Source organism: Sphaerisporangium corydalis, assembly GCF_025506355.1.
Classification (GTDB): Bacteria; Actinomycetota; Actinomycetes; order Streptosporangiales; family Streptosporangiaceae; genus Sphaerisporangium; species Sphaerisporangium corydalis.
On sequence record NZ_JANZYP010000086.1, the window covers coordinates 1 to 19,422 of the forward strand.

The 19,422-nt window shown below is 64.3% G+C and carries 17 protein-coding genes and 1 tRNA gene; 8 read left to right on the plus strand and 10 right to left on the minus strand.

Annotated features, from left to right (window positions below; genetic code table 11):
* Positions 1-806: 806 nt before the first annotated feature.
* Together NYZ98_RS37415 and cutA are read left to right on the plus strand one after the other, a co-directional pair.
* Positions 807-1,205 carry a hypothetical protein gene (locus NYZ98_RS37415; RefSeq protein WP_262849441.1) on the plus strand — a complete coding sequence of 133 codons (399 nt, stop codon included), beginning with the start codon at positions 807-809 and terminating at the stop codon, positions 1,203-1,205.
* Between the two features lie 273 nt (positions 1,206-1,478).
* On the plus strand, positions 1,479-1,739 hold the full coding sequence (gene cutA, locus NYZ98_RS37420; protein WP_316249647.1) for a divalent-cation tolerance protein CutA: 261 nt from the start codon (positions 1,479-1,481) through the stop codon (positions 1,737-1,739).
* Here the strand turns inward: cutA and NYZ98_RS37425 are convergent.
* Positions 1,705-3,192, minus strand: a complete 1,488-nt coding sequence (locus NYZ98_RS37425) for a helix-turn-helix domain-containing protein (protein ID WP_262849446.1) — start codon at positions 3,190-3,192, stop codon at positions 1,705-1,707. The genes cutA and NYZ98_RS37425 overlap by 35 nt on opposite strands.
* A gap of 370 nt (positions 3,193-3,562) precedes the next feature.
* Between NYZ98_RS37425 and NYZ98_RS37430 the strand changes: the two genes are divergently transcribed.
* The 5 genes from NYZ98_RS37430 to NYZ98_RS37450 all read left to right on the plus strand — a co-directional run bounded on the left by NYZ98_RS37430 (position 3,563) and on the right by NYZ98_RS37450 (position 9,133).
* The gene (locus NYZ98_RS37430; protein ID WP_262849448.1) at positions 3,563-3,922 is read left to right on the plus strand and encodes a hypothetical protein; all 360 of its coding nucleotides are present in this window, start codon (positions 3,563-3,565) and stop codon (positions 3,920-3,922) included.
* Between the two features lie 420 nt (positions 3,923-4,342).
* Positions 4,343-4,972, plus strand: coding sequence for a DUF6461 domain-containing protein (locus NYZ98_RS37435; RefSeq protein WP_262849450.1), 630 nt, complete (start codon positions 4,343-4,345; stop codon positions 4,970-4,972).
* 580 nt (positions 4,973-5,552) lie between these two features.
* Positions 5,553-6,467, plus strand: coding sequence for an NADP-dependent oxidoreductase (locus NYZ98_RS37440; RefSeq protein ID WP_262849453.1), 915 nt, complete (start codon positions 5,553-5,555; stop codon positions 6,465-6,467).
* On the plus strand, positions 6,464-6,886 hold the full coding sequence (locus tag NYZ98_RS37445; protein WP_262849455.1) for a PPOX class F420-dependent oxidoreductase: 423 nt from the start codon (positions 6,464-6,466) through the stop codon (positions 6,884-6,886). Before NYZ98_RS37440 ends, NYZ98_RS37445 begins: the two co-directional genes overlap by 4 nt.
* 1,182 nt (positions 6,887-8,068) lie before the next feature.
* The gene (locus tag NYZ98_RS37450) at positions 8,069-9,133 is read left to right on the plus strand and encodes a DUF4263 domain-containing protein (protein ID WP_262849458.1); all 1,065 of its coding nucleotides are present in this window, start codon (positions 8,069-8,071) and stop codon (positions 9,131-9,133) included.
* Between the two features lie 404 nt (positions 9,134-9,537).
* Here the strand turns inward: NYZ98_RS37450 and NYZ98_RS37455 are convergent, their stop codons facing one another.
* From NYZ98_RS37455 to NYZ98_RS41445, 9 genes are all read right to left on the minus strand, one after another.
* Positions 9,538-10,482, minus strand: a complete 945-nt coding sequence (locus tag NYZ98_RS37455; RefSeq protein ID WP_262849460.1) for a restriction endonuclease — start codon at positions 10,480-10,482, stop codon at positions 9,538-9,540.
* Between the two features lie 558 nt (positions 10,483-11,040).
* Positions 11,041-11,469: an NUDIX hydrolase gene (locus tag NYZ98_RS37460; RefSeq protein ID WP_262849462.1), complete on the minus strand. Its 429-nt coding sequence runs from the start codon at positions 11,467-11,469 to the stop codon at positions 11,041-11,043.
* Positions 11,470-12,127: 658 nt separating this feature from the next.
* A tRNA-Val gene (locus NYZ98_RS37465) sits at positions 12,128-12,199 on the minus strand.
* 35 nt (positions 12,200-12,234) lie between these two features.
* Entirely contained in the window at positions 12,235-13,290 is a 1,056-nt protein-coding gene (locus NYZ98_RS37470) for an ROK family protein (protein WP_262849465.1), read from the minus strand.
* 395 nt (positions 13,291-13,685) lie between these two features.
* On the minus strand, positions 13,686-14,000 hold the full coding sequence (locus NYZ98_RS37475; RefSeq protein WP_262849467.1) for a hypothetical protein: 315 nt from the start codon (positions 13,998-14,000) through the stop codon (positions 13,686-13,688).
* A gap of 90 nt (positions 14,001-14,090) precedes the next feature.
* A complete protein-coding gene (locus tag NYZ98_RS37480) occupies positions 14,091-14,549 on the minus strand; it encodes a peroxiredoxin (protein ID WP_262849469.1) in 459 nt (152 codons plus the stop codon).
* Between the two features lie 115 nt (positions 14,550-14,664).
* On the minus strand, positions 14,665-15,093 hold the full coding sequence (locus NYZ98_RS37485; RefSeq protein WP_262849471.1) for a DUF3052 domain-containing protein: 429 nt from the start codon (positions 15,091-15,093) through the stop codon (positions 14,665-14,667).
* A 134-nt stretch (positions 15,094-15,227) separates the two neighbouring features.
* A complete protein-coding gene (locus tag NYZ98_RS37490; RefSeq protein ID WP_262849474.1) occupies positions 15,228-15,635 on the minus strand; it encodes a secondary thiamine-phosphate synthase enzyme YjbQ in 408 nt (135 codons plus the stop codon).
* 10 nt (positions 15,636-15,645) lie between these two features.
* Positions 15,646-16,137, minus strand: coding sequence for a DUF1918 domain-containing protein (locus NYZ98_RS41445; RefSeq protein ID WP_316249646.1), 492 nt, complete (start codon positions 16,135-16,137; stop codon positions 15,646-15,648).
* Between the two features lie 281 nt (positions 16,138-16,418).
* Between NYZ98_RS41445 and aceE the strand changes: the two genes are divergently transcribed.
* Complete coding sequence (gene aceE, locus NYZ98_RS37500) at positions 16,419-19,175, plus strand: pyruvate dehydrogenase (acetyl-transferring), homodimeric type (RefSeq protein WP_380707485.1); 2,757 nt, start codon at positions 16,419-16,421, stop codon at positions 19,173-19,175.
* The last annotated feature ends 247 nt before the right edge of the window (positions 19,176-19,422 follow it).

Below are 19,422 nucleotides of genomic sequence, written 5' to 3' on the forward strand. Positions count from 1 at the left end.
GCTGCACACCGCCTGCGGCGACATCCCACCCGCAGAGTACGAAGCGATCTACTACCGTCACCAACAGGCCGCAGTCACCGCGGCAGAAACCAAGTAGCCGAGTCTCCACGAAACCCGGCGCGGTTCATAGCGAGCAAGGAACGCGATATGCCGGTCATCTTCGTAGATGAGCTTTTCAAGGTCATAACGCGGATCTCCGCCCACGATGCCACAGACGAAGCACGGCCCCTCCAACGTCCGACGATGGTATGCCGCCACATCGAACGGCACCCGCTGAAAACCCACCGATTCACCGAATCTCTCACCCATGAACCCCAGACTACGAGCCCACCCACCGATAGATCAGCCCACTCAGAAACCGCCTTTCCACCACTGCCTCGACGACTCCTCCCACGATCCCTCTGGCCGCCTTGGCCATCTGACTCACGGGGCGCCGTTCACCGCGACGAAACGCCTTTATAACATGGCACATTCTCTCGCGATCTTTATCGTTATCCCAGAACCAATACGGCAATCCTTGGCCTAGCCAGCTGCCTCTTCTTCTGGGGGCCATGCCTTTGACCACCTCCGAAAACACATCGTTCGCCCGCCACTCGCCAGCCACACGTGTGTCATACTCTTTACTCGATCACATGGCGAGCATGATGGTCGGTCACCTCAGGAGGTTGTGAATGCGGTCATGGCCATGGCGGTTATCGGCTACAGCACTTGCCCTGGCCCCGACCATGTTCTCCCGATGCGGATGGGCCGGGTCCGGCCCTTGCGGCGAGCTTGACACCACCGGCGCGGGAACCGGAATCACCACCGTGGCCGAGTTCCTTAATCTCGGTGGCCTGTCTGTTCTAAGAATCTTCCTTTTCGACTCAGCGGTCCTCATGTTCGCGGTGCCCGCGATCCTCGTCGCGCTCACGGCCATCCTCCGCAGTCGGCGCGTCGTCCTCATGGTGACCGGCGTCCTGATCACCTTCGGAGCAATTAACATCCTCGCGACGGCGACCTATCGCTGGCTGAGCCTCACCTGGACATTCATCAGCCCAGACAAGAGCCTAGGCGTCACCTCCCCACCATCCGTGTGGATCGGCATCGCCTACCTGAGCGCCGCCTTCCTCCTGACCACCAGCACGCAACGCTCCGACCCGAAACCAAAACCCACAACAACGACCAATGACGCGCCCAGCACCAGCAGCCCTGTCCGCACTACTTAGCCCAACTGCGATTGGTTATTGTTGCGCCGATTCCAGGGCGGGGCTATTAGGCGGTAGACGGTAACTTTTAACCGGAAGATCAAGCGGACTGCCAGCGGACGGCACAACCCGAATCAAGCACGATTCGATAGTGATCTATGCTCAGCCTGGTAGTCATGTCGTCGCGGGGACGGCGGCGCCGTCGTCTCGCCAGGAGGTTCAGTGTCGGATTGCGTGGAAGTGCACGTTACGGCGGGCAGTCGTGAGGAAGCCGATCAGATCTGTTCGGCCGTTGTGGAACGGCGCCTGGCCGCGTGCGCCCAAGTTGTCGCCCCCATCGCTTCCACGTACTGGTGGGAAGGCGAGGTACAGCGATCGGACGAGTGGTTACTGTTCATGAAGACCACCTCCGATCGGTTCGACGATCTCGCAGCCCACGTCCGAGGGCTCCACTCCTACGAGGTTCCCGAGATCGTCGCCGTCCCCCTGGTGGCCGGCACTGCTGACTACCTGGAGTGGATCAAGAGAGAGACGAACTCCGGTCCTGGCGAGTAGCGGCGATCTCCTGAAGGAGTTCCTGCGAGGCCTGGTCTCTCCTGCCGGTGAGTGCCCGTTCCAACGTGGCGAGATGCCGGAGACCCCAGTTCGATTCCGTATGGCGTACGGATTTCAGGGCGCGTCGAGCGAAGGAAAGTCCTTCCGAGTGATTGCCGAGCTTGAATTGACCCTGGGCGATGTCGGCATATATGACGGAGACCCTTTTGCCCTCGCTGTCAGAGGCGACAGCGGACAGGGCTTCCTGACCCGCCTCCGTGACCCGGCGCTCGTCGCCAAGGCCAACATAGATCGACAGACGGAAGGCTGCGACGCGTCCGACGTCGAGAAAGCGTGTCCATGCGTGCTCTCGGTGCGGGCGGGCCCGGGTGTATACCTCTTCCGCCTGCTGAAGGACATCCAGCGAACGCCGGTCTCCAAGAGCGGCCACTTCCTCGGCTTCCCGATACAGCAGCCACGCACGGGTGGCATCCTCCCCACGGGTAGGCAGGAACTCTTTCGCGTGCTGGATCTGCTCATAGGCATCTCGACCGCTGACCGTGTAAGCCTGGTAGGCGTATGCGCATGCCTGGATGACGCGATGCCCACTCTCCTTGGCCGCCAATGCGGCCAACCGCTCGAACGATGTGGCCTGGTTCGACTGGCCAAGATCCCAAGCGGTCCAGGCGGCGAGGGTTGCCGCTTCCCCAGCAGTGATGGCAAGGCGACGGCGGTAGGACTCCGGCACTCCACTCTGGAGCAGGGTGCTGATCTCGTTGATATGCGTGGTCAAGCCTTGGTATATCGCTCGGGCAGGTAGGCCGAACTCCAGGCGGTGAAAGCCCACGGTACGGGCTTCCAATCGCTCTATGGCGTCTTCGTCCAGCCTTCCCTGGCCCGTCAGTGCCTTGGAGAACCGTTCCCATGGATCAGAGATGCCAACTGCCGCTTCGGCAGTCATTCCCGCTGCGAGGAGCAGCATCGTCCTGCGGTCCATACGTGCGTCCAGCCTTCCCACCACCCACGCCAGCGTCATGAGATCAACGCTTGCGGGGTCACAACGAAGCGAGTCGAAACCATCGCTTTCGACGCTAAGCCGGAGGGAAGCTGGGATGCCATCCCAGGACGGGATACTAACCGGGGTTGGACTTCGGGTCAGCAGAGGGGCAGGCTCGTGGCTGGTGTGGCAGGCCAATCCCAAGACCGTCCGGGCGGCATCGGACATGTGTAGCCCGTCTGCGATTCTTTCGTACACCTCCAGCTTGCTGACCTGTACCGCGCCCTTCATGATTTCACTCACTTTGCCCTGGCTAAGCCCGGTTGCGATACCGATAGCCGTCTGGCTCATACCTGCGTACTGACGCACTAACCGGAAGACTTGTCCCATGTCACGGGCTTGGAGGGCATCAAGCATCGCTGGGCGCTGCCAGACGGCGGCGAGGATCTTGTAAGGGTCTGCCGAGCCTGCAAGCATTCGGTGACATCCTTCCGTGCCTACTCAGGCCGCAAGTAGGGCAATTTCGACGATAAGTGCTGACGGTGCACACCGCCACCGGATACCAGCATCCAGCTAATGAATACCGGCATGGGATGGGTTGCACACACTGAGTTACCCATTCTTAACGCCATGTTTCTTAGTCAGGAGTCATGCGAGGGAAAGTGCCCCTCATGTCGCATGAAGGGCTGGCACTTCATCCGAGCGCGTCAGGCCAACGCCGATGCTCAATCGGTGGGTGGGCCTACGGAACTGCGGCGGACGGAGTCCGTCAACCGCCCGGATACCCAGAGCGAAGCACCCCAGCCGGGTGATCTCAATCATTCATGTGTGAAGGAAGATCAGGCTCGTGGCGCTCTCGGGTGACGCCGTAGAGCAGTCGACGGCGACGTACTACGACGCGTTGTTAGGCGGGCTTAATGACGCGCTGAGGGTGCATGGCGTTCGTGGGCGGGTGGTGCGGGTGGTGCGGGTTCGGTTGCGATTTGAGGAATGCTGCCCGCCGGGGTATGCCCCTCCGGTGTTGGAGGTGCGTGGGGCGGATCGCCGGCTGCGTGCGACGGTGGGCATCGTTCAGGGTGCTAGTGAGGCGGCCTACCTCGTTCGCCTGGTGGGTGAGGCCTTGCATTATTTGTTCCCCGTCAACGAGGGGGCGGAGGCACTCACGCTCTTGGTGGGTAAGGCTCAGGACTGGCAGATGGTGCCGTGAGCGCTCCCAGTCTTGGGCAGCTCCAGCAGCGTCACGGTCGTACCTGGCAGATCTTCGATTTCTACGGCGGATGGGTCGCCGTCCGGCATCATTCCTGGTCGGTCGAAGCTGAACGGCGAGGCATCCGGAACGTTATCGGGGCCGACAGTCTCGCCGATCTCGCAGTGCGCCTTGACGAGCAGTCCAAAACCGAGGCGCGTCGTCTCGCGCCACTACCACCCATCCCGCGTAGAGCGCCGGACGACGAGAGAACCATCCCGCCGTCATAGCCATCTCCATTCCGACACCTCGGTGGTCGTCCATACGAGGGGGTGTTGGTCACTTAGAAGTGGCCTGGGTCAGGCTCGTCTTCCTGCGCGTCTTCGCCGGTAAAGATCTTGAGTCTCTTTTGTCGGAGGGGACTGCGATCATGCTGCTCCGGTGATCGAAGGAGCGATGATGACAGAGTGTCCCGAGGAGTTCCGCTGGCTCTCCGGCTATGAACAACTAGGTGAGATCTACTGCGTGTCCTTCGTCCGAGGCCTATCGCCGGAGGAGGTCCTCCGGCGGTTCGGCGTGGACGAGAGCACCCTGGAGGAGGTGACGTTCGCCGAGCTGGACGAGCGCTCGGCGGAGAGCATGAGGGACGACGCGGCCGGTTACATCGGCGCCGCGAAGATCGGTGACTGGACCGTGGTCGTCGAACCGGGGGGATGGCAGATCGCTGTCGACTCTGAGATATACACCCCGGTCTCGCGAGGAACCGAGGTCGTGTCGGTCTGCCGGCACGACTATGCCTCGGACACTTTCGCGTACATCGTCGACGGCGAGCCGGTCGTCTTGTTCGACCCAATGCTCCCGGACGAACGGTCGGGCAGCGACCCGGATCGTTTCGTCATGGAGATGCGCGAAGCCGGCCTGGACCCCGACCATGACATCGACGTCGATGATGCACACATCGACTTCCCGATGGAGCGCTCGTTCGCTCTGGCTAGCAGAGTCACCGGTCTTCCCTTCTCCCCAGAGATACTGGAGCTGCGGTTCCTCGGCGCAGAGCCCCTTGAAAACTGACCGGCAGGACCAGCGCTCGCCTGCCCGAACTGCCCTGCACCATCTGCGGTATGGCGACCGAGGCGAAGGCAGCCATGTGCGCGAGCAGCACGATGAACTCGGCACTGACCGAGTCGGTGAGCTCGCCCGCGCGCTGACGATCGCGGATGCGGCGCACACCGTCTTCGATTCGCTGCCCCTGTAGGTGATCGGACTCCTCGGTACCTTGGCCGGGGTTGCCGCAGAGGGTCTGCCACACGACCGGGCGCACTCATTCCAGGTGATCGAGGGTCACGTCGAGATACGCCTGTAGCGACTCGGCGAAAGTGGCCCCCGGAGGCACCCGTGTCTTCTGACGGGCGGACCAGCGCCGTCTGTGTTCATCGAGCAGGCATTGCTCCCCACCGACGTCTCTGCCGGGTTCGCTAGGCCATCTGGTCACGCTCTCCTGGAGTGCGGTGCCGAGGAGGCGCACGTGGCTGTTCGCTTACCCCTTCTCGCGCGACCACCGCCCCAACAAAGCACTCAATCACTTGATTGACAACTGTCCACCAATCGATTGATACTTCTTCGACGAGCTGGACACATGAAGGGGTAAGACATGGCGAGGATCGTGGTGTTCGCCGAGTACGGCGAACCGGAGGTGCTTCAGGTGGTCGAAGCGGACGACCCGCACCCTGCGGAAGGGGAGATCCGAGTACGGGTGAAGGCGGCCGGCGTGCAGCCATTCGACGCCGGCTACCGACGTGGCGCTTTCGCCCAGTACAACCCCGCCGTGTTCCCCGCGCGCCTTGGAAACGAGGTGGCGGGTGTCGTAGACATGGTCGGGACCGGTGTCACCGAGTTCACGGCAGGCGAGGCGATCATCGCCTTCGTCGACAGTGTCGGATACGCCGACACCGTCGTGGCACCGGCGAGCAGCGCCGTACGCAAGCCGTCCGCCATGCCATGGACAGAAGCCGGAGTGCTATCAGCCAGCGGACAAACAGCCGACACCGCGCTCGACGCACTGAACGTCACCGCCGGCGACCGCCTGCTGATACATGCGGCGGCCGGTGGCGTCGGCTCGTTCGCGACACAGCTCGCGATCGCACGCGGGGCCACCGTGATCGGCACCGCAAGTCAGCGTAATCACGCCTACCTGGAGAGCCTCGGAGCCATGCCGGTGACGTACGGACCGGGACTCGCCGATCGGGTCCGGCAACTGGCGCCGGACGGCATCACCGCGGCACTGGACTGCGTCGGCGGCGAGGCCAACGACATTTCCGTGCGGCTGCTCGGCACGGCCGAGCGCGCCATCACCCTGGTCGACTGGCAGGCCGAACAACGTCTTGGGGTACGCAGGGTCGGGACCGACCGATCAGCCGCCCGCCTCGCCGGTCTTGTCGCTCGATACAAGAAAGGCGACCTGACGGTGCCGATATGGAAGCGATTCGGCCTGGAGGAAGCGCCCCTCGCGCATCGCGAGATCGAGACCGGTCATGCCCGCGGGAAAATCGTGCTGGTGACGACGTGAGCCGAATCGACACCACCGTCTTCACCGAGGGTGAGATCGCCTACATTTCCGCCCAGCGACTCGGCCGTCTGGCCACGATTGGACCGGATGATGGCCCGCAGGTCAATCCGGTGTCCTGCTACTACAATCCGGTGACTAACACGATCGACATCGGCGGTCACAACATGGCCGCCAGCCGTAAATACCGCAATGTGCGGGCGAGGCCACGGGCCGCCGTCGTCGTCGACGACATGTCGGGCGGCATGGACAGCATCCGATGCTTGGAGATCCGCGGCACCGCAGAAGCCATCGACACCCCCTCCGACAGCGCCGCCCGTACGTCCGGCCCGATCATCCGCATCTACCCGCGCCGCGTCATCGGCTGGGGCATCGACCCGCCACACCAAGCCCGCGGCGCCCGATCCGTCCCGCAACGTTGAGGTCAAGCGGATCAAAGGAGCGGACTACGAACATTCCTCGAACAAGCGGCAGCAGCCCATCGGCGACCCCCACGCAATCCATCTGAGGAAGGCGAGCAATCACCGCGCGATGCAGCCCTGGCATCCGTCCAATGCCGGAGAGGCTCTGACCTACCAACTCAGATCTGAACCTCGTGGTGGGCGCTACTGGGTTCGAACCAGTGATCCCTCGCTTGTAAGGAGCCACGATCGTCCCAAGAGGGCTTGGACCTGCGGCGCGCCGCGCCTGACCTACCACGAACGACCGTGCCCAGCGGGCGCTAATGGCACGCTAATGGCACGGTGATCATGCTGCCGACCTGTGTTTCCACCGTGCTGGACGACACGAAGTGGCACGCCCTCGGGCACGCAGATGGCACGTAGGTGGCCACGACACCCCTGCAGACCTAAACCGCATTAGCAGCTCGAATCCTGGCCGTCCCGATCAGTCCCACCTGGACCAACGCCCCACACCGGTCCGCCTGGAACGCCGTCGTACGGGCTCGTACTGCAACTAGAACTGCAACTAGGGAGGCACTCACCCCCTGCGTACCCGCACAGCTCCCCCACCTGATCACCCCGTCTGCCTCGACCCACCGCGAAGCGGCAGCAGGCCGGCGACGGAGGCACAAGCCCGTCTTCGCGTGTACGTCCACCGGCCACCGTTCCTCGGCCATCGGACGCCAACGGCCACAGACGGGCTTGTACCGGAGGAGCCGGCCTGCTGGGCTCGCCTGGGTCGCGGCAGCCGGGGTGATCAGCCCCACCTCAGCCACCTACGGCCCCGGGGTCATACAGGAGACCACCCCGGAGCCGAGGCCCCCGCCGGAGGCTGATCTTTGCCTGTTCACGCCTCGCACGATCCTCAGACTAAATGCCGACGGCTTTACAGGACTCGACGCTGTCCGCCTCAACTACTCACCTACCTGCGGCGGGGCTCCAACTGGCAACCATTGTCCTGCCCCCATTCCGCGCAATTTCCGGATCTTGCAACCTCGCACTCTGCCCGCGTACCTCTCTCCACGAGGCTACGGTGCCGTCAGGGAGCCATGTTCAAGACCCTGGACCGCAGGGCTAAGAAGCAAATTCATCAAGGGGGTCATACAACCCGGTCGATCCAGCTATTATATCCTAAGCCGAGCAAACACGGTCATCACCAATACGATGAAGGTTGCATTCATGGAAAACCCGCCAAAACCTTACAATCATTCTGCAGGCGAGCTCGATATATATGAAGAGTACGGCAGTTATGAGGAGGCTGCGCGAGCCACCTGGGCTCGAATAAAAGAGAATAGATCATCGAACGACGATGCGTGGCCCGATGATCCCCTGGAATTTGAGCATTACCGTAACCCAAACCGACCCCAGGCAGTCCCCTGGGAGGTATACGAGCCGTGGCTTATTGGGCAATGGCGTAATCTTTTACAGTCGAATCCGCCGGAATCACTCGTACAGGAATTTTTAGAGCAACATCCTTCTTTACTTCCCGGCGCCGCAGACGATGTGGGCCGAGGACACCATGGCGCGTGCTGGGATGCAGTCATAACTCAGCCACGCCTTAAGGGGCTAGGGCATGATCGAATCCCGGACTTTATGTGGGTCCGTAGCGACACGGCGACCGTGTACGTACTGTGCATTGAGATAGAGGCGCCGGGAAAGCCGTGGTTCATCACAGGGGGTCAATCATCTGCCGAGTTGACGCAAGCCCTTGATCAGCTTCTCGAATGGAAGGTATGGTTTGCGAATCCGGAAAACATGTTGACATTCCGCCGTTCATATATACCAGCAGAACTCGGCTACCAGAGAATAGAGACACAATTCCTGCTCATATACGGACGCGACTCAGAATTCCGACACGCTACCAGTAGACATGAACATCCGGATCGCCTTAGAAGGAAGCGGGACTTTATACCGCGAGACTCCGAGTTCTTATACACATTCGACCAATTACGTCCTGAGAGAGATGCACAGAATTGCTCTACCATATCGGGCATACAAAGCGAGTTCAGGATGGTGCGCATGCCGCCAACTATCAAGACGGGAGAGTCAACTAAAACATTAGCTTCAGAGATCTCCGAGATAGAGTCGCCTCTCGAAGTCATCCCACTAATTGGAGAGGATAGGAAGAGATATCTGGCTCAAAGATGGAAGTACTGGCGGGCTGAGGCTCTAGGAGGTCAGAACATAAGTAGGGGTTTCGTATGGTCGGGTGGCTTTTTCAGCGAGTGAACGGTTCGATCTCTGTACGGACACGCGCAGTTCACGCCCGCTTGATCAACCCGCCTGCCTTGACTCACCGCGAAGCGGCAGCAGGCCGGCGACGGAGGCAAAAGCCCGTCTTCGCGCGTACGTCCGCGGGTCCTCGTTCCTCGGTCGTCGGACACCAACGGTCACAGACAGGCTTGTGCCGGAGGAGCCGGCTGGCTGGGGTCGCCTGCGTCGCGGCGGATGGGGTGATCAGTCCCCTGCCTCAGCCAGCTACGGCCCAACAGTCACGCGGGAGATCGCCCCGGAGCTGAGGCTCTCGCCGGAGACGCTTTGCAGCTGAAACCCCTGGCTTCTTGCTTGCAACTCGGTCTGATCACCTGGGCAAACGAGGCTGACCCCGATGATCATATGTGACCCTGAGCAGCCTAGAAACCCTGAAGTATTTCGCTTGCAGGAAAATAGCAGCTGCCAGTATCACTGGCATATCGCCTCTTGCGTCGCAAAAGGTCATCCAGTCGAATTCGCTGATCAAGCACGTAATACAAATCGCTTCCATCTATCGTTATGAAGGATGTCTTCTCGCGATATGCGTCGATTGCTCCTGCAGAGAATCCGTTCACGCTTATAAAAAGCCCTAGAGTGTTCCGTCCTTTACGAAGCACCTTCTCATTGAGAAGGACTACATCTTTAAACTCTACTGAGCCTTTGAGCCACTTCGCTTCGACGATATAGTCGTCCGTATCGAATGTTAGCGAGCCATCGATCTGCTGGAACTCTAGATTGTAGGCTAGTTGCGGCTCCAGATCGAAGAGCTCAAACAAGCGATAGAGGAATCCTTCGAACGCCCGTCCTCGCTGTTGCGGATCACTCGACGCCTGCAAAGCCAGGAACTCTGCCTTTAGAAGGTCGAGCGATTCGGAGAAATTTCGCTGCTTTGTTGCAGATCTGCGGTACTCCTCGAGATCCTTTGCGAAGTCAGCATGCGCCTTGAGAAGCTCTCCGTACTGGGCAGTAAAACGACGTAGATCGGCAACGGCCACTGCGGCTTGGGAGACCAGATGGGTTCGATCTGTCTGCTGCTCAAGATTTGAAAAGGTCTCCATATTAGAGATATCCAGCATTAGGCCGAGGGTAACGTCCTGATATTGATGCTCTTTTGCCATAAGCCGGTCGACTACTTCTTCTGCGACAACGCGCTTTAGATCGTTGAAATCTATCTGCGCAAGCAGTTCAGGATGGCCACGTAGCGCCCGGCGAAGATACCGCTCAAACGGCTTCTTATTCCAAAAGATGGCTGTGAGGGCGTTGGCCAGCGCGCCATAGGCAGCAGGAGAAATCTGCTTCCCCGCTGAAGCCATACCACTCGACATCATCGCCCCCTACGGTGTATCCCGCTAGATCCGCAAGTTCAGGACGAACCGGATCAAGAGCCTCATAGTCTATCTTTGCTTGGCCTCTAAGGTGAGGTATCGGACCTTCAATGCTGGGCCTGAGCTTGCCTCTGTGTGGCGCCTCCTTTAGAGCGATCTTGGAACTCCGGGTACGGTCCTCATAGACGCACAGGGGCAGCGATGAGCATGCGTCGTGGCTGCCCCGGCAGTCCGGTGGGCTGGGACAAAGGAACGATGTCCCAGCCCTTCGATCGCCTCAACCATGTGCGCTGGCCAGCAAGAGTATGGCGATCGTTGTGTTGCATCTGTGCGGTGGCGCGTCCCCTGGCCAGCGGGTGCGGCTTAGCACGGCTGGCGCTTCGTGCGGCGGGCGGCCCGCGTTCCCGCCGCCGGCCGGGACCGGCGTCCACGCCGCACGCCCGGCCGGGCGTGCGGGCGGCGGGCCGTGCCGCGGCGGCGAGCGCCGCCGCGCTTGATTCGTAAGAGAGCAATTCGGCAAGATCCGCCCTACGAGTATGCGGGCGTTGCGGTGCTGCTTTAGAGCAGGTGGGTGCCGTTGTGGTGGCGGATGGCTGGGGTGGGGTCGTCTCGCATGGCGTCTAGGACGCGGATGGCGAAGGCTTCGGATGTGAGGGTGCGGACTTCGTTGGGGGTGGCCCAGCGGAAGGATTGGGTTTCGCTGGTTTCGGTGAGGTGGCCGCTGATGATTTTGCAGCGGAAGACCAGGGCGACGATGCCGCGGGTCATGTTCTTGTAGACGCCGGTCAGGGTGATGGGCTCGACGTGGAGGCCGGTTTCTTCGTGGATCTCGCGGAGGAGGCCGGTGGTGATGTCCTCGTCGCGTTCGAGGATGCCGCCAGGTGCTTCCCAGTGGCCGTTGTCTCGGCGTTGGGTGAGCAGGGCTCGGCCTTGGTCGTCGATGATCACGCCTGCCACGCTGACGGAGTGGGTGGCGTGGTGATCCATTGGGATTACCTCCGGTGGCGCGGATCGCAATCCTCGACGGTAGTAATTCACGTAGGTGCGAGTCGAGGAGTTGGGTCGTAGCCGAGGTGGTTTTCCCGGAGCGGGATCCGACCAGTCATCGGGGCGTTGTTTCCGTCAGATCGCCGAGCACATCCGGGATGCGATCGAGCAAGGCAACCTTGCCGAGGGTGAGAAGGTGCCCCTCTGAGGCGCGGCTCATACAGCATACGGCGTGGCGCGGGGACCATCCTCAATGCTCTCCAGGTGCTCCAGAGTGAGGGGCTGACGGTCGGGGAGCATGCGTGTGGGGTGTTCGTCCGCTCTCATCCCCGGTGTGGTGGCTGGCTTTGGATCGGTTCGCGCGTCGTCATCGCGAGCAGGGCAAGGCCGCTTCATCGACAAGACCGAAGGGGCCGCCAGCAGGTCGTCCGTTGACTCCGTAAAGATCACGGAGGAGACGCGTTCGGCGAGTGTGGTGGCGCTGCTGGGGCACCGAGTGGCGGATGGGGAGCTCGAGGGGCTTGCCCCTCGTTCGGGGGCCGGAGGCTCCCCTAGGAAAACGCCCGAGCCGGAGGCGAGGACCTTTGATCGGAGGCGAGGACCTTTGATCGGAGGCGAGGACCTTTGATCGTGAGGGCGTCGTCGTCGACTTTTTGGGTGGGCGCTACTGGGTTCGAACCAGTGACCCCTCGCTTGTAAGGCGAGTGCTCTACCGCTGAGCTAAGCGCCCCGGGCGTCCCTTTCGGGGCGCGGACGGGCTACACCCTACGGTACAGCGGGGGACCTGAGCACATCGAGGGCCCAAGTGGCGCCAGGGTCGGGGACGCCGGCCGCCTGCCAGCCGAGCAGGGCGGCGCCGAGCATGCCGGCGTTCATTCCGAGGGCCGCTCGGCGGAGCGGAGGGGCGCCCCGGAACGTGAGCCTGGCCGCGAGGCGTTCGGCGAGGGGTTCGAACAGGGCGGGCCCGGCCTCGGCGAGACCGCCGCCGAGGACGATCGAGGACGGGTCCAGCAGGAGCGTGTACGACGCGAGGGCGATCGACAGGGCTTCCAGGGCCTCGTCCCAGACGATGGAGGCGTCCGAGTCACCGCGCATGGCGAGGGTCACGACGTCCTCGGCGGAGACGGGCACCGGGACGGGTACGGGACGGGGTGCGGACCGATACGCGGGGTCGGACATGGGTGTGGGGTCGGACATGGGTGTGGGGTCCGGGGTGGCCAGGCGGAGGGAGGCGGTGCGGGTTTGGCGGTCGTGGTGGCGGCGGGAGACCGAGGCGGCCGAGGCGTAGGTCTCCAGGCAGCCGATCTGGCCGCAGGCGCAGCGTTCGCCGTCGGGGAAGACGGCGATGTGGCCGATCTCGCCGCCCCAGCCGGACGCCCCGCCGTACGGCTCGCCCCTGATGATCATGGCTCCGGCGATTCCGGTGCCGATCGAGAGGAACAGGAAGTCTGGTTCGGCGCGGCCGGCGCCGAGGACTCGCTCGGCCAGGCCGCCGGTGCGCACGTCGTGTCCCAGCCGGACCGGGACGCCGAGCGAGGTGAAGTCGCCGGCGGGCACGTCCTTCCAGCCGATGTTCGCCGCGTAGACGGCCGTGTCGGGGGTCACCAGGCCGGGGACCGCGAGGCCGACACCGGCGGGCGTACCCCCGCCAGCCTGTGCGAGGTCGGCGATGAAGGTCCTGATCGCTTCGACCACCCGCAGGGGGCCCTCGTCGCGCGGGGTCGCCCGGCGGTCGGCCAGCAGCACCTGGCCCGCGGAGTTGACGAGACCGCCCTTCATGGTGGTTCCGCCCACGTCGAGAGCGACGACGTACGGGTTCATTCGCCTGCCCCTGCCGATGAAGTCGATCTCGGCGTGGGGGTCGGGGACGCCGCGGAAGTGAGGGGGAAGCGGCCCGCTCCGGGCGAGCTCGGCGTGAAGCTCGAGGACGTCGCTGAGCGGAATGGGATGGGGGCTGGCTCAAGCGGGTTCGGCGGGAGGGGCAGGGACGCCGGTAGGAGGACGGCCGGCCCAGGGGGGTTTGGCGGGAGGGGTGGGGTGGATGATCTCGATTGGGTGGAGTTGTGCATCGAGTTCTTCCCCCTGGTTCACGATCTTCGAGGCCTGCCGGATACGGCATGGTTCCGGGGCCTCTTGTGTGGTCTGGCGAAGTTTTTCCCAAATGTGCACATGAGTCAAAAACCACGCGGCGCGACACGGAGGCTGAGGCCCCAGGTTCAGGAGGTGGGACGCCGTCCCAGGACGCGGTTGAGGGCGGCCTCGACCTCCTCCGACAGCCCGGGGGCCGCCCCCGCCCGTACCAACGAGGGCCCGGACTCGCCCGCCGTGTCCCCGATGTTCCTGGAGGAGTGCGCGAGCCGCACCGCCCCGCAGGACCGGCACTCCACCTCGCCCAGCCGGCAGATCAGCATGGTGGAGCCGCAGGATCCGCAGTGATCCAGGTCCAGGTCGTGCTCACGCTGGCAGGCCGGGCAGACGAGCACCTGGACCTCTCGGCGGACTCCCCGCCGCCACGGGCTCGCGCCACGCACCGGGTCCGTCTGCCGGACCCCGCACCGATAGCAGGGCATCGTCGCCACCGCCTTCGTCTTCGCCAGGTCGTCGCCGCCAGGCGCACTTCGCTAGGAGATTTCAGCGAGCACCTTGTGGTACTCGGAGATGTCGCGCGCCGAGGGGACCGGGTTCACAACCTTCCACCGAACCACGCCCTCGCCGTCGATGAGGAAGGTCCCGCGCAGCGCGAGACCCCGTTCGTCATCGAAGACACCGTACGTCCGCGCCACCTCGCCGTGCGGCCAGAAGTCGGAGAGCAACGGAAACGTGAAGCCCTCCTGGTCGGCCCACGCCCGGTGGACGAACATCGAGTCGACGGACACGGCCAGCACCTGGACGTCCGATGGGCCGGGGATGACGATCTCGTCGTTGATCGCGCGGAGCTCGCCATGGCAGACCGGGCTGAAGGCGAACGGGTAGAACACGAGCAGCACTCGCTTACCCCGCAGGCCGGCTAGCCGCACCACGGCGCCGTGCTGGTCCTTCAGCGCGAACCCGGGGGCCTCGTCGCCCACGTCGACAGCCATGCCGTCCCTTCCCCACACCAGACGCCCGGACGCCGGCCGGGCGACCGCGAGCGCACATCACTCCTGCCGTACGGCCTGTGTCAGCCGTACGGCAGGGAAAGCGGATAGAAGAGCTCTAGCGGCGGCCCTTAGGAGTGACCAGTCGCGTGCCCGACCAGTCGCGGGCCGCACTGACGCTGCTGGTCTGGGAGAGCCCCGCCGTAGTGGCGTCCTCCCCGATGTCGCTGGGCTCGACGTGACCTTCCCGTCCCACCTTGGGGGTCAGCAGCCAGATCTGACCGCCGTCGGCCAATCCGGCCATCGCATTGGTCAAGGCGTCGAACAGGTCTCCGTCCCCGTCGCGCCACCACAGCAGCACGACGTCGACGACCTCTTCGGAATCCTCGTCGACCATTTCGTTGCCGGTCAGCTCCTCGATCGACTGGCGGAGCTCCTCATCGGAGTCCTCGTCCCAGCCGATCTCCTGCACCACCTGACCCGGCTTCAGACCGAGTCGCTCGGCCAGGCCGCGCTCGCCCTGCGCCTGACCCGCGGTCGCGCTCACGTTTATCCCTCCTGCTTGGATGGCCCCGCCCTATGCGGTTTACCGGCCCCTGCGAGGCCGCTTCGGCACAGTCCACACGCTGTGACCCATCGTCGTCAACGGTCGCCACGACCGGTGACCCGCACCGTTATCTGCTAGTCAGACAAAAACGACAAACGAACACGCCGTTCCGTGTTGTCGACGTTGAGGTCGACGATAGCGACTGACTGCCATGTTCCGAGCGCCAGCCGCCCGTCGATCACCGGGACCGTGGCGTGCGGCGGGATGAAGGCCGGCATCACATGTGACCTGCCATGACCCCGCGAGCCATGGGCGTGCCGCCATCGCTCGTCGGCCGGCAGCAGGTCACTCAGCAGGCTGAGAAGATCCTCGTCGCTGCCGGAGCCCAGCTCCAGCAGCGCCACCCCCGCCGTCGCGTGCGGGACGAACACGTTCAGCAGCCCGTCCCCTCCACACGACAGGGCGAACTCCTCGCACTGCCGGGTGATGTCGTGCACCCGTTCCCTGGCCCCCGTGCTCACCTCGAACGTCTGAGATCTCACCTACCGGATCTTATGATCCCCGCTGAACTGGGACGACAATCGCATCCGGCCCGGGAAACACCAATCCGGTGTGCCCGTCGTCGAATCGCACGACATACGGCGGGCGGCCGTCCGCGCCGCGCACGTCGATGATCAAGCCTGGGCGATCCCTGTCCCCCACGGTGCATCCGTGGACGAGGAGCCGGTCGCCTATGGTCGCGTGCATATCGATCCCTCCTTCTCCGGGGTCACTTCCAGGGTCGTACGGCCCGGGCCCGGCGGAAAGGGGAGGACCCCCTCCCCTGGCAGAGGGTGGAGAAAACAACACCGAAACGTTACCCTGCGCGGATGCGGCGCCCCGGTTCGGGGCGCGGGCCCGGCGACCGGCCGCCCGGCAGTGGCCTTCCTCACGGCGAGCGGCCGTCCAGCCCATGTCGAGCGGGCTTCCAGTCCCCGTCGAGCGGCCGTCCCCATACATATAGGAGGCGCCGTACCCGTCCCGGTGTTCCGGCGCCAGGCACATGTGCACAAGGCCGCAGGGAAGGGGGGAGACAGGGGGCGCGGACACCCTGACGACCCCCCTGATGGTGAGGCGGACGCGCACCCTGCTTTGTGGGAGTTACTGCTTGCTGGGAGAATCGTCCTACCATCGGTGGTCTAGGCCATACTTGTGCGCCTGCCAGCAGGGACATCTTGGTTACCGGACGGTAGAGATGCACTTTCCGGAGTAAGCGGCCAGGATGGAAGACGACCTAGACATCGTAGATAGAGGCCTACCAGTCCATCCTCGGAAGGCGAGACCCAGTGGCTTCCGGACGCCAGCGTTTCTCGATCATCAGTGACGGCCTACCCAGCCAGTTGCCTGATGTCGATCCCAGCGAGACCCAGGAGTGGCTCGAGTCGCTTGACACCGTCGTGAAGACGGAGGGTCGTAGCCGAGCCCGCTACTTGATGCTGCGCCTGCTCGAGCGGGCCAGAGAGCATCAGGTCGGGGTGCCCGGACTGCGGAGCACCGACTACATCAACACCATCCCGCCGGAGCGCGAGCCCTGGTTCCCGGGCGACGAGTACGTCGAACGGCGCATCAGGGCCTACACACGGTGGAACGCCGCGGTGATGGTGACCAGGGCCAACGCCCGCACCAACGTCGGTGGGCACATCGCCACCTACGCCTCGGCCGCGTCGCTGTACGAAGTGGGCTTCAACCACTTCTTCCGCGGCAAGGACCACGGCGAGTCGGGTGACCAGGTCTTCATCCAGGGCCACGCCGCCCCCGGCATCTACGCCAGGGCGTTCCTGGAGGGCCGGCTGAACGAGTCCCAGCTCGACGCCTTCCGGCAGGAGCTGTCCCACGGCTTCAAGGGCCTGCCGTCGTACCCCCACCCGCGCCTGATGCCCGACTTCTGGGAGTTCCCCACGGTCTCCATGGGCCTCGGGGCGATCGGCGCGATCTACCAGGCCCGGTTCAACCGCTACCTGCTCAACCGCAAGATCAAGGACACCAGCCGCAGTCACGTGTGGTGCTTCCTCGGCGACGGCGAGATGGACGAGCCGGAGTCGCTCGGCGCGATCGGCCTCGCCTCCCGCGAGGAGCTCGACAACCTCACCTTCGTGATCAACTGCAACCTGCAGCGCCTGGACGGCCCGGTACGCGGGAACGGCAAGATCATCCAGGAGCTGGAGTCGTACTTCCGCGGCGCCGGCTGGAACGTCATCAAGGTGGTCTGGGGCCGCGAGTGGGACCAGCTCCTGGCCGCCGACGTCGACGGCGTGCTCGTCAACAAGATGAACACCACCCCCGACGGGCAGTTCCAGACCTACTCCGTCGAGTCCGGTGAGTACATCCGGGAGAACTTCTTCGGCGACGACCCGCGGCTGCGCAAGATGGTCGAGCACCTCTCCGACGACGACATCCGCAAGCTGTCGCGCGGCGGTCACGACTACCGCAAGGTGTACGCGGCGTTCAAGGCGGCCCGCGAGAACGTCGGCCAGCCCACGGTGATCCTCGCCCAGACCATCAAGGGATGGACCCTCGGCAAGGACTTCGAGGCGCGCAACGCCACGCACCAGATGAAGAAGATGACCAAGGCCGAGCTGAAGGAGTTCCGCGACCGCCTCTACCTCCCGATCCCGGACAAGGACCTCGAGGGCGACCTGCCCCCGTACTTCCACCCGGGCGAGAACGACGAGGAGATCGCGTACATGCGCGAGCGCCGCGCGGCGCTCGGCGGCTACCTGCCGAAGCGCGTCACGCGCGCCAAGGCGCTCAAGCTCCCCGGCGACAAGGTCTACGCCGACCTGAAGAAGGGCTCGGGCAAGCAGAACGTCGCCACGACGATGGCGTTCGTCCGCCTGCTCAAGGACCTCATGCGCGACAAGGAGATCGGCTCGCGGTTCGTGCCGATCATCCCCGACGAGGCCCGCACCTTCGGCATCGACGCGATGTTCCCGACCGCCAAGATCTACTCCCCGCACGGGCAGACGTACGACGCGGTCGACCGCGCCCTGCTGCTGTCCTACAAGGAGTCGGTCGAGGGCCAGATCCTGCACGAGGGGATCAGCGAGTCCGGCTCCATGGGCTCGGTGATCGCCGCCGGTTCGACGTACGCCACGCACGGCGAGCACATGATCCCGATCTACATCTTCTACTCGATGTTCGGGTTCCAGCGCACCGCCGACCAGATGTGGCAGCTCGGCGACCAGATGGGCAGGGGCTTCCTGATCGGGGCCACGGCCGGGCGCACCACGCTCAACGGCGAGGGCCTCCAGCACGAGGACGGCCACACGCCGCTGATCGCCTCGACGAACCCCGCGGCGGTGTCGTACGACCCGACGTGGGCCTTCGAGGTCGCGCACATCGTCAAGGACGGACTGGCGCGCATGTACGGCGACCAGCCCGAGAACATCTTCTACTACCTCACCGTCTACAACGAGCCCTACCCGCAGCCGGCCGAGCCGGAGAACCTCGACGTCAACGGGGTGCTCAAGGGTCTCTACCGGTTCGCGGAGGCCCCCGCCGTCGAGGGGCCCCGGGCGAACATCCTCGCCTCGGGCGTGGCCGGTCGCTGGGCCCTCGAGGCGCAGCGCCTGCTGGCCGAGGAGTGGAACGTGGCGGCCGAGGTGTGGTCGGCGCCCTCGTGGACCGAACTGCGCCGCGACGCGCTCGAATGCGACGAGCACAACCTGCTCAACCCCGAGTCCGAGCAGCGCGTCCCGTTCGTCACCCAGACGCTCACGGACGTGCCCGGCCCGTTCGTGGGGGTCAGCGACTACATGCGGGCCGTGCCCGACCAGATCTCCCGGTGGGTGCCGGGCGACTGGGCGTCGCTCGGCACCGACGGCTTCGGCCTGTCGGACACCCGCTCGGCGCTGCGCCGCCACTTCCACGTGGACGCCGCGTCGATCACCCTGGCCGTGCTGACCGAGCTGGCCAAGCGCGGCGAGGTCAAGCAGGAGGTCCTGCGTGAGGCGATCTCGCGCTACCACCTGAAGAACGGCGTCACCGAGGTCGTCGCCCAGCCGACCCCGGAGAGCAACGAGACGCAGTCCATGGGAGTCTGACCTCCCCGGACGTCCACAGGCCCCCGCGTGACCACCACGCGGGGGCCTGTGCCGTCCCAGCCCGTACGGGGAGCCTGGCCGTACGGGGAGCCTGGCCGTACGGGGAGCCTGGCCGTACGGGGAGCCTGGCCGTACGGGGAGCCTGGCCGTACGCGCGCGCCGTCGCCGGTGGACGCCCGCCTCACGGCCGCGTGGCGGGCCCCAGGGGCGTTCCTGAGCCCTCAACGACCCCCGGGGCGGATAATCC

What these genes read in the sequence shown, in the direction of transcription:
- NYZ98_RS41445 (WP_316249646.1), bottom strand. Translation starts at nt 16,137, where the DNA reads ATGTGCCTGGCGCCGGAACACCGGGACGGGTACGGCGCCTCCTATATG.
- NYZ98_RS37480 (WP_262849469.1), bottom strand. Translation starts at nt 14,549, where the DNA reads ATGGCTGTCGACGTGGGCGACGAGGCCCCCGGGTTCGCGCTGAAGGAC.
- NYZ98_RS37450 (WP_262849458.1), top strand. Translation starts at nt 8,069, where the DNA reads ATGAAGGTTGCATTCATGGAAAACCCGCCAAAACCTTACAATCATTCT.
- NYZ98_RS37440 (WP_262849453.1), top strand. Translation starts at nt 5,553, where the DNA reads ATGGCGAGGATCGTGGTGTTCGCCGAGTACGGCGAACCGGAGGTGCTT.
- NYZ98_RS37455 (WP_262849460.1), bottom strand. Translation starts at nt 10,482, where the DNA reads ATGTCGAGTGGTATGGCTTCAGCGGGGAAGCAGATTTCTCCTGCTGCC.
- NYZ98_RS37425 (WP_262849446.1), bottom strand. Translation starts at nt 3,192, where the DNA reads ATGCTTGCAGGCTCGGCAGACCCTTACAAGATCCTCGCCGCCGTCTGG.
- NYZ98_RS37460 (WP_262849462.1), bottom strand. Translation starts at nt 11,469, where the DNA reads ATGGATCACCACGCCACCCACTCCGTCAGCGTGGCAGGCGTGATCATC.
- NYZ98_RS37470 (WP_262849465.1), bottom strand. Translation starts at nt 13,290, where the DNA reads ATGAACCCGTACGTCGTCGCTCTCGACGTGGGCGGAACCACCATGAAG.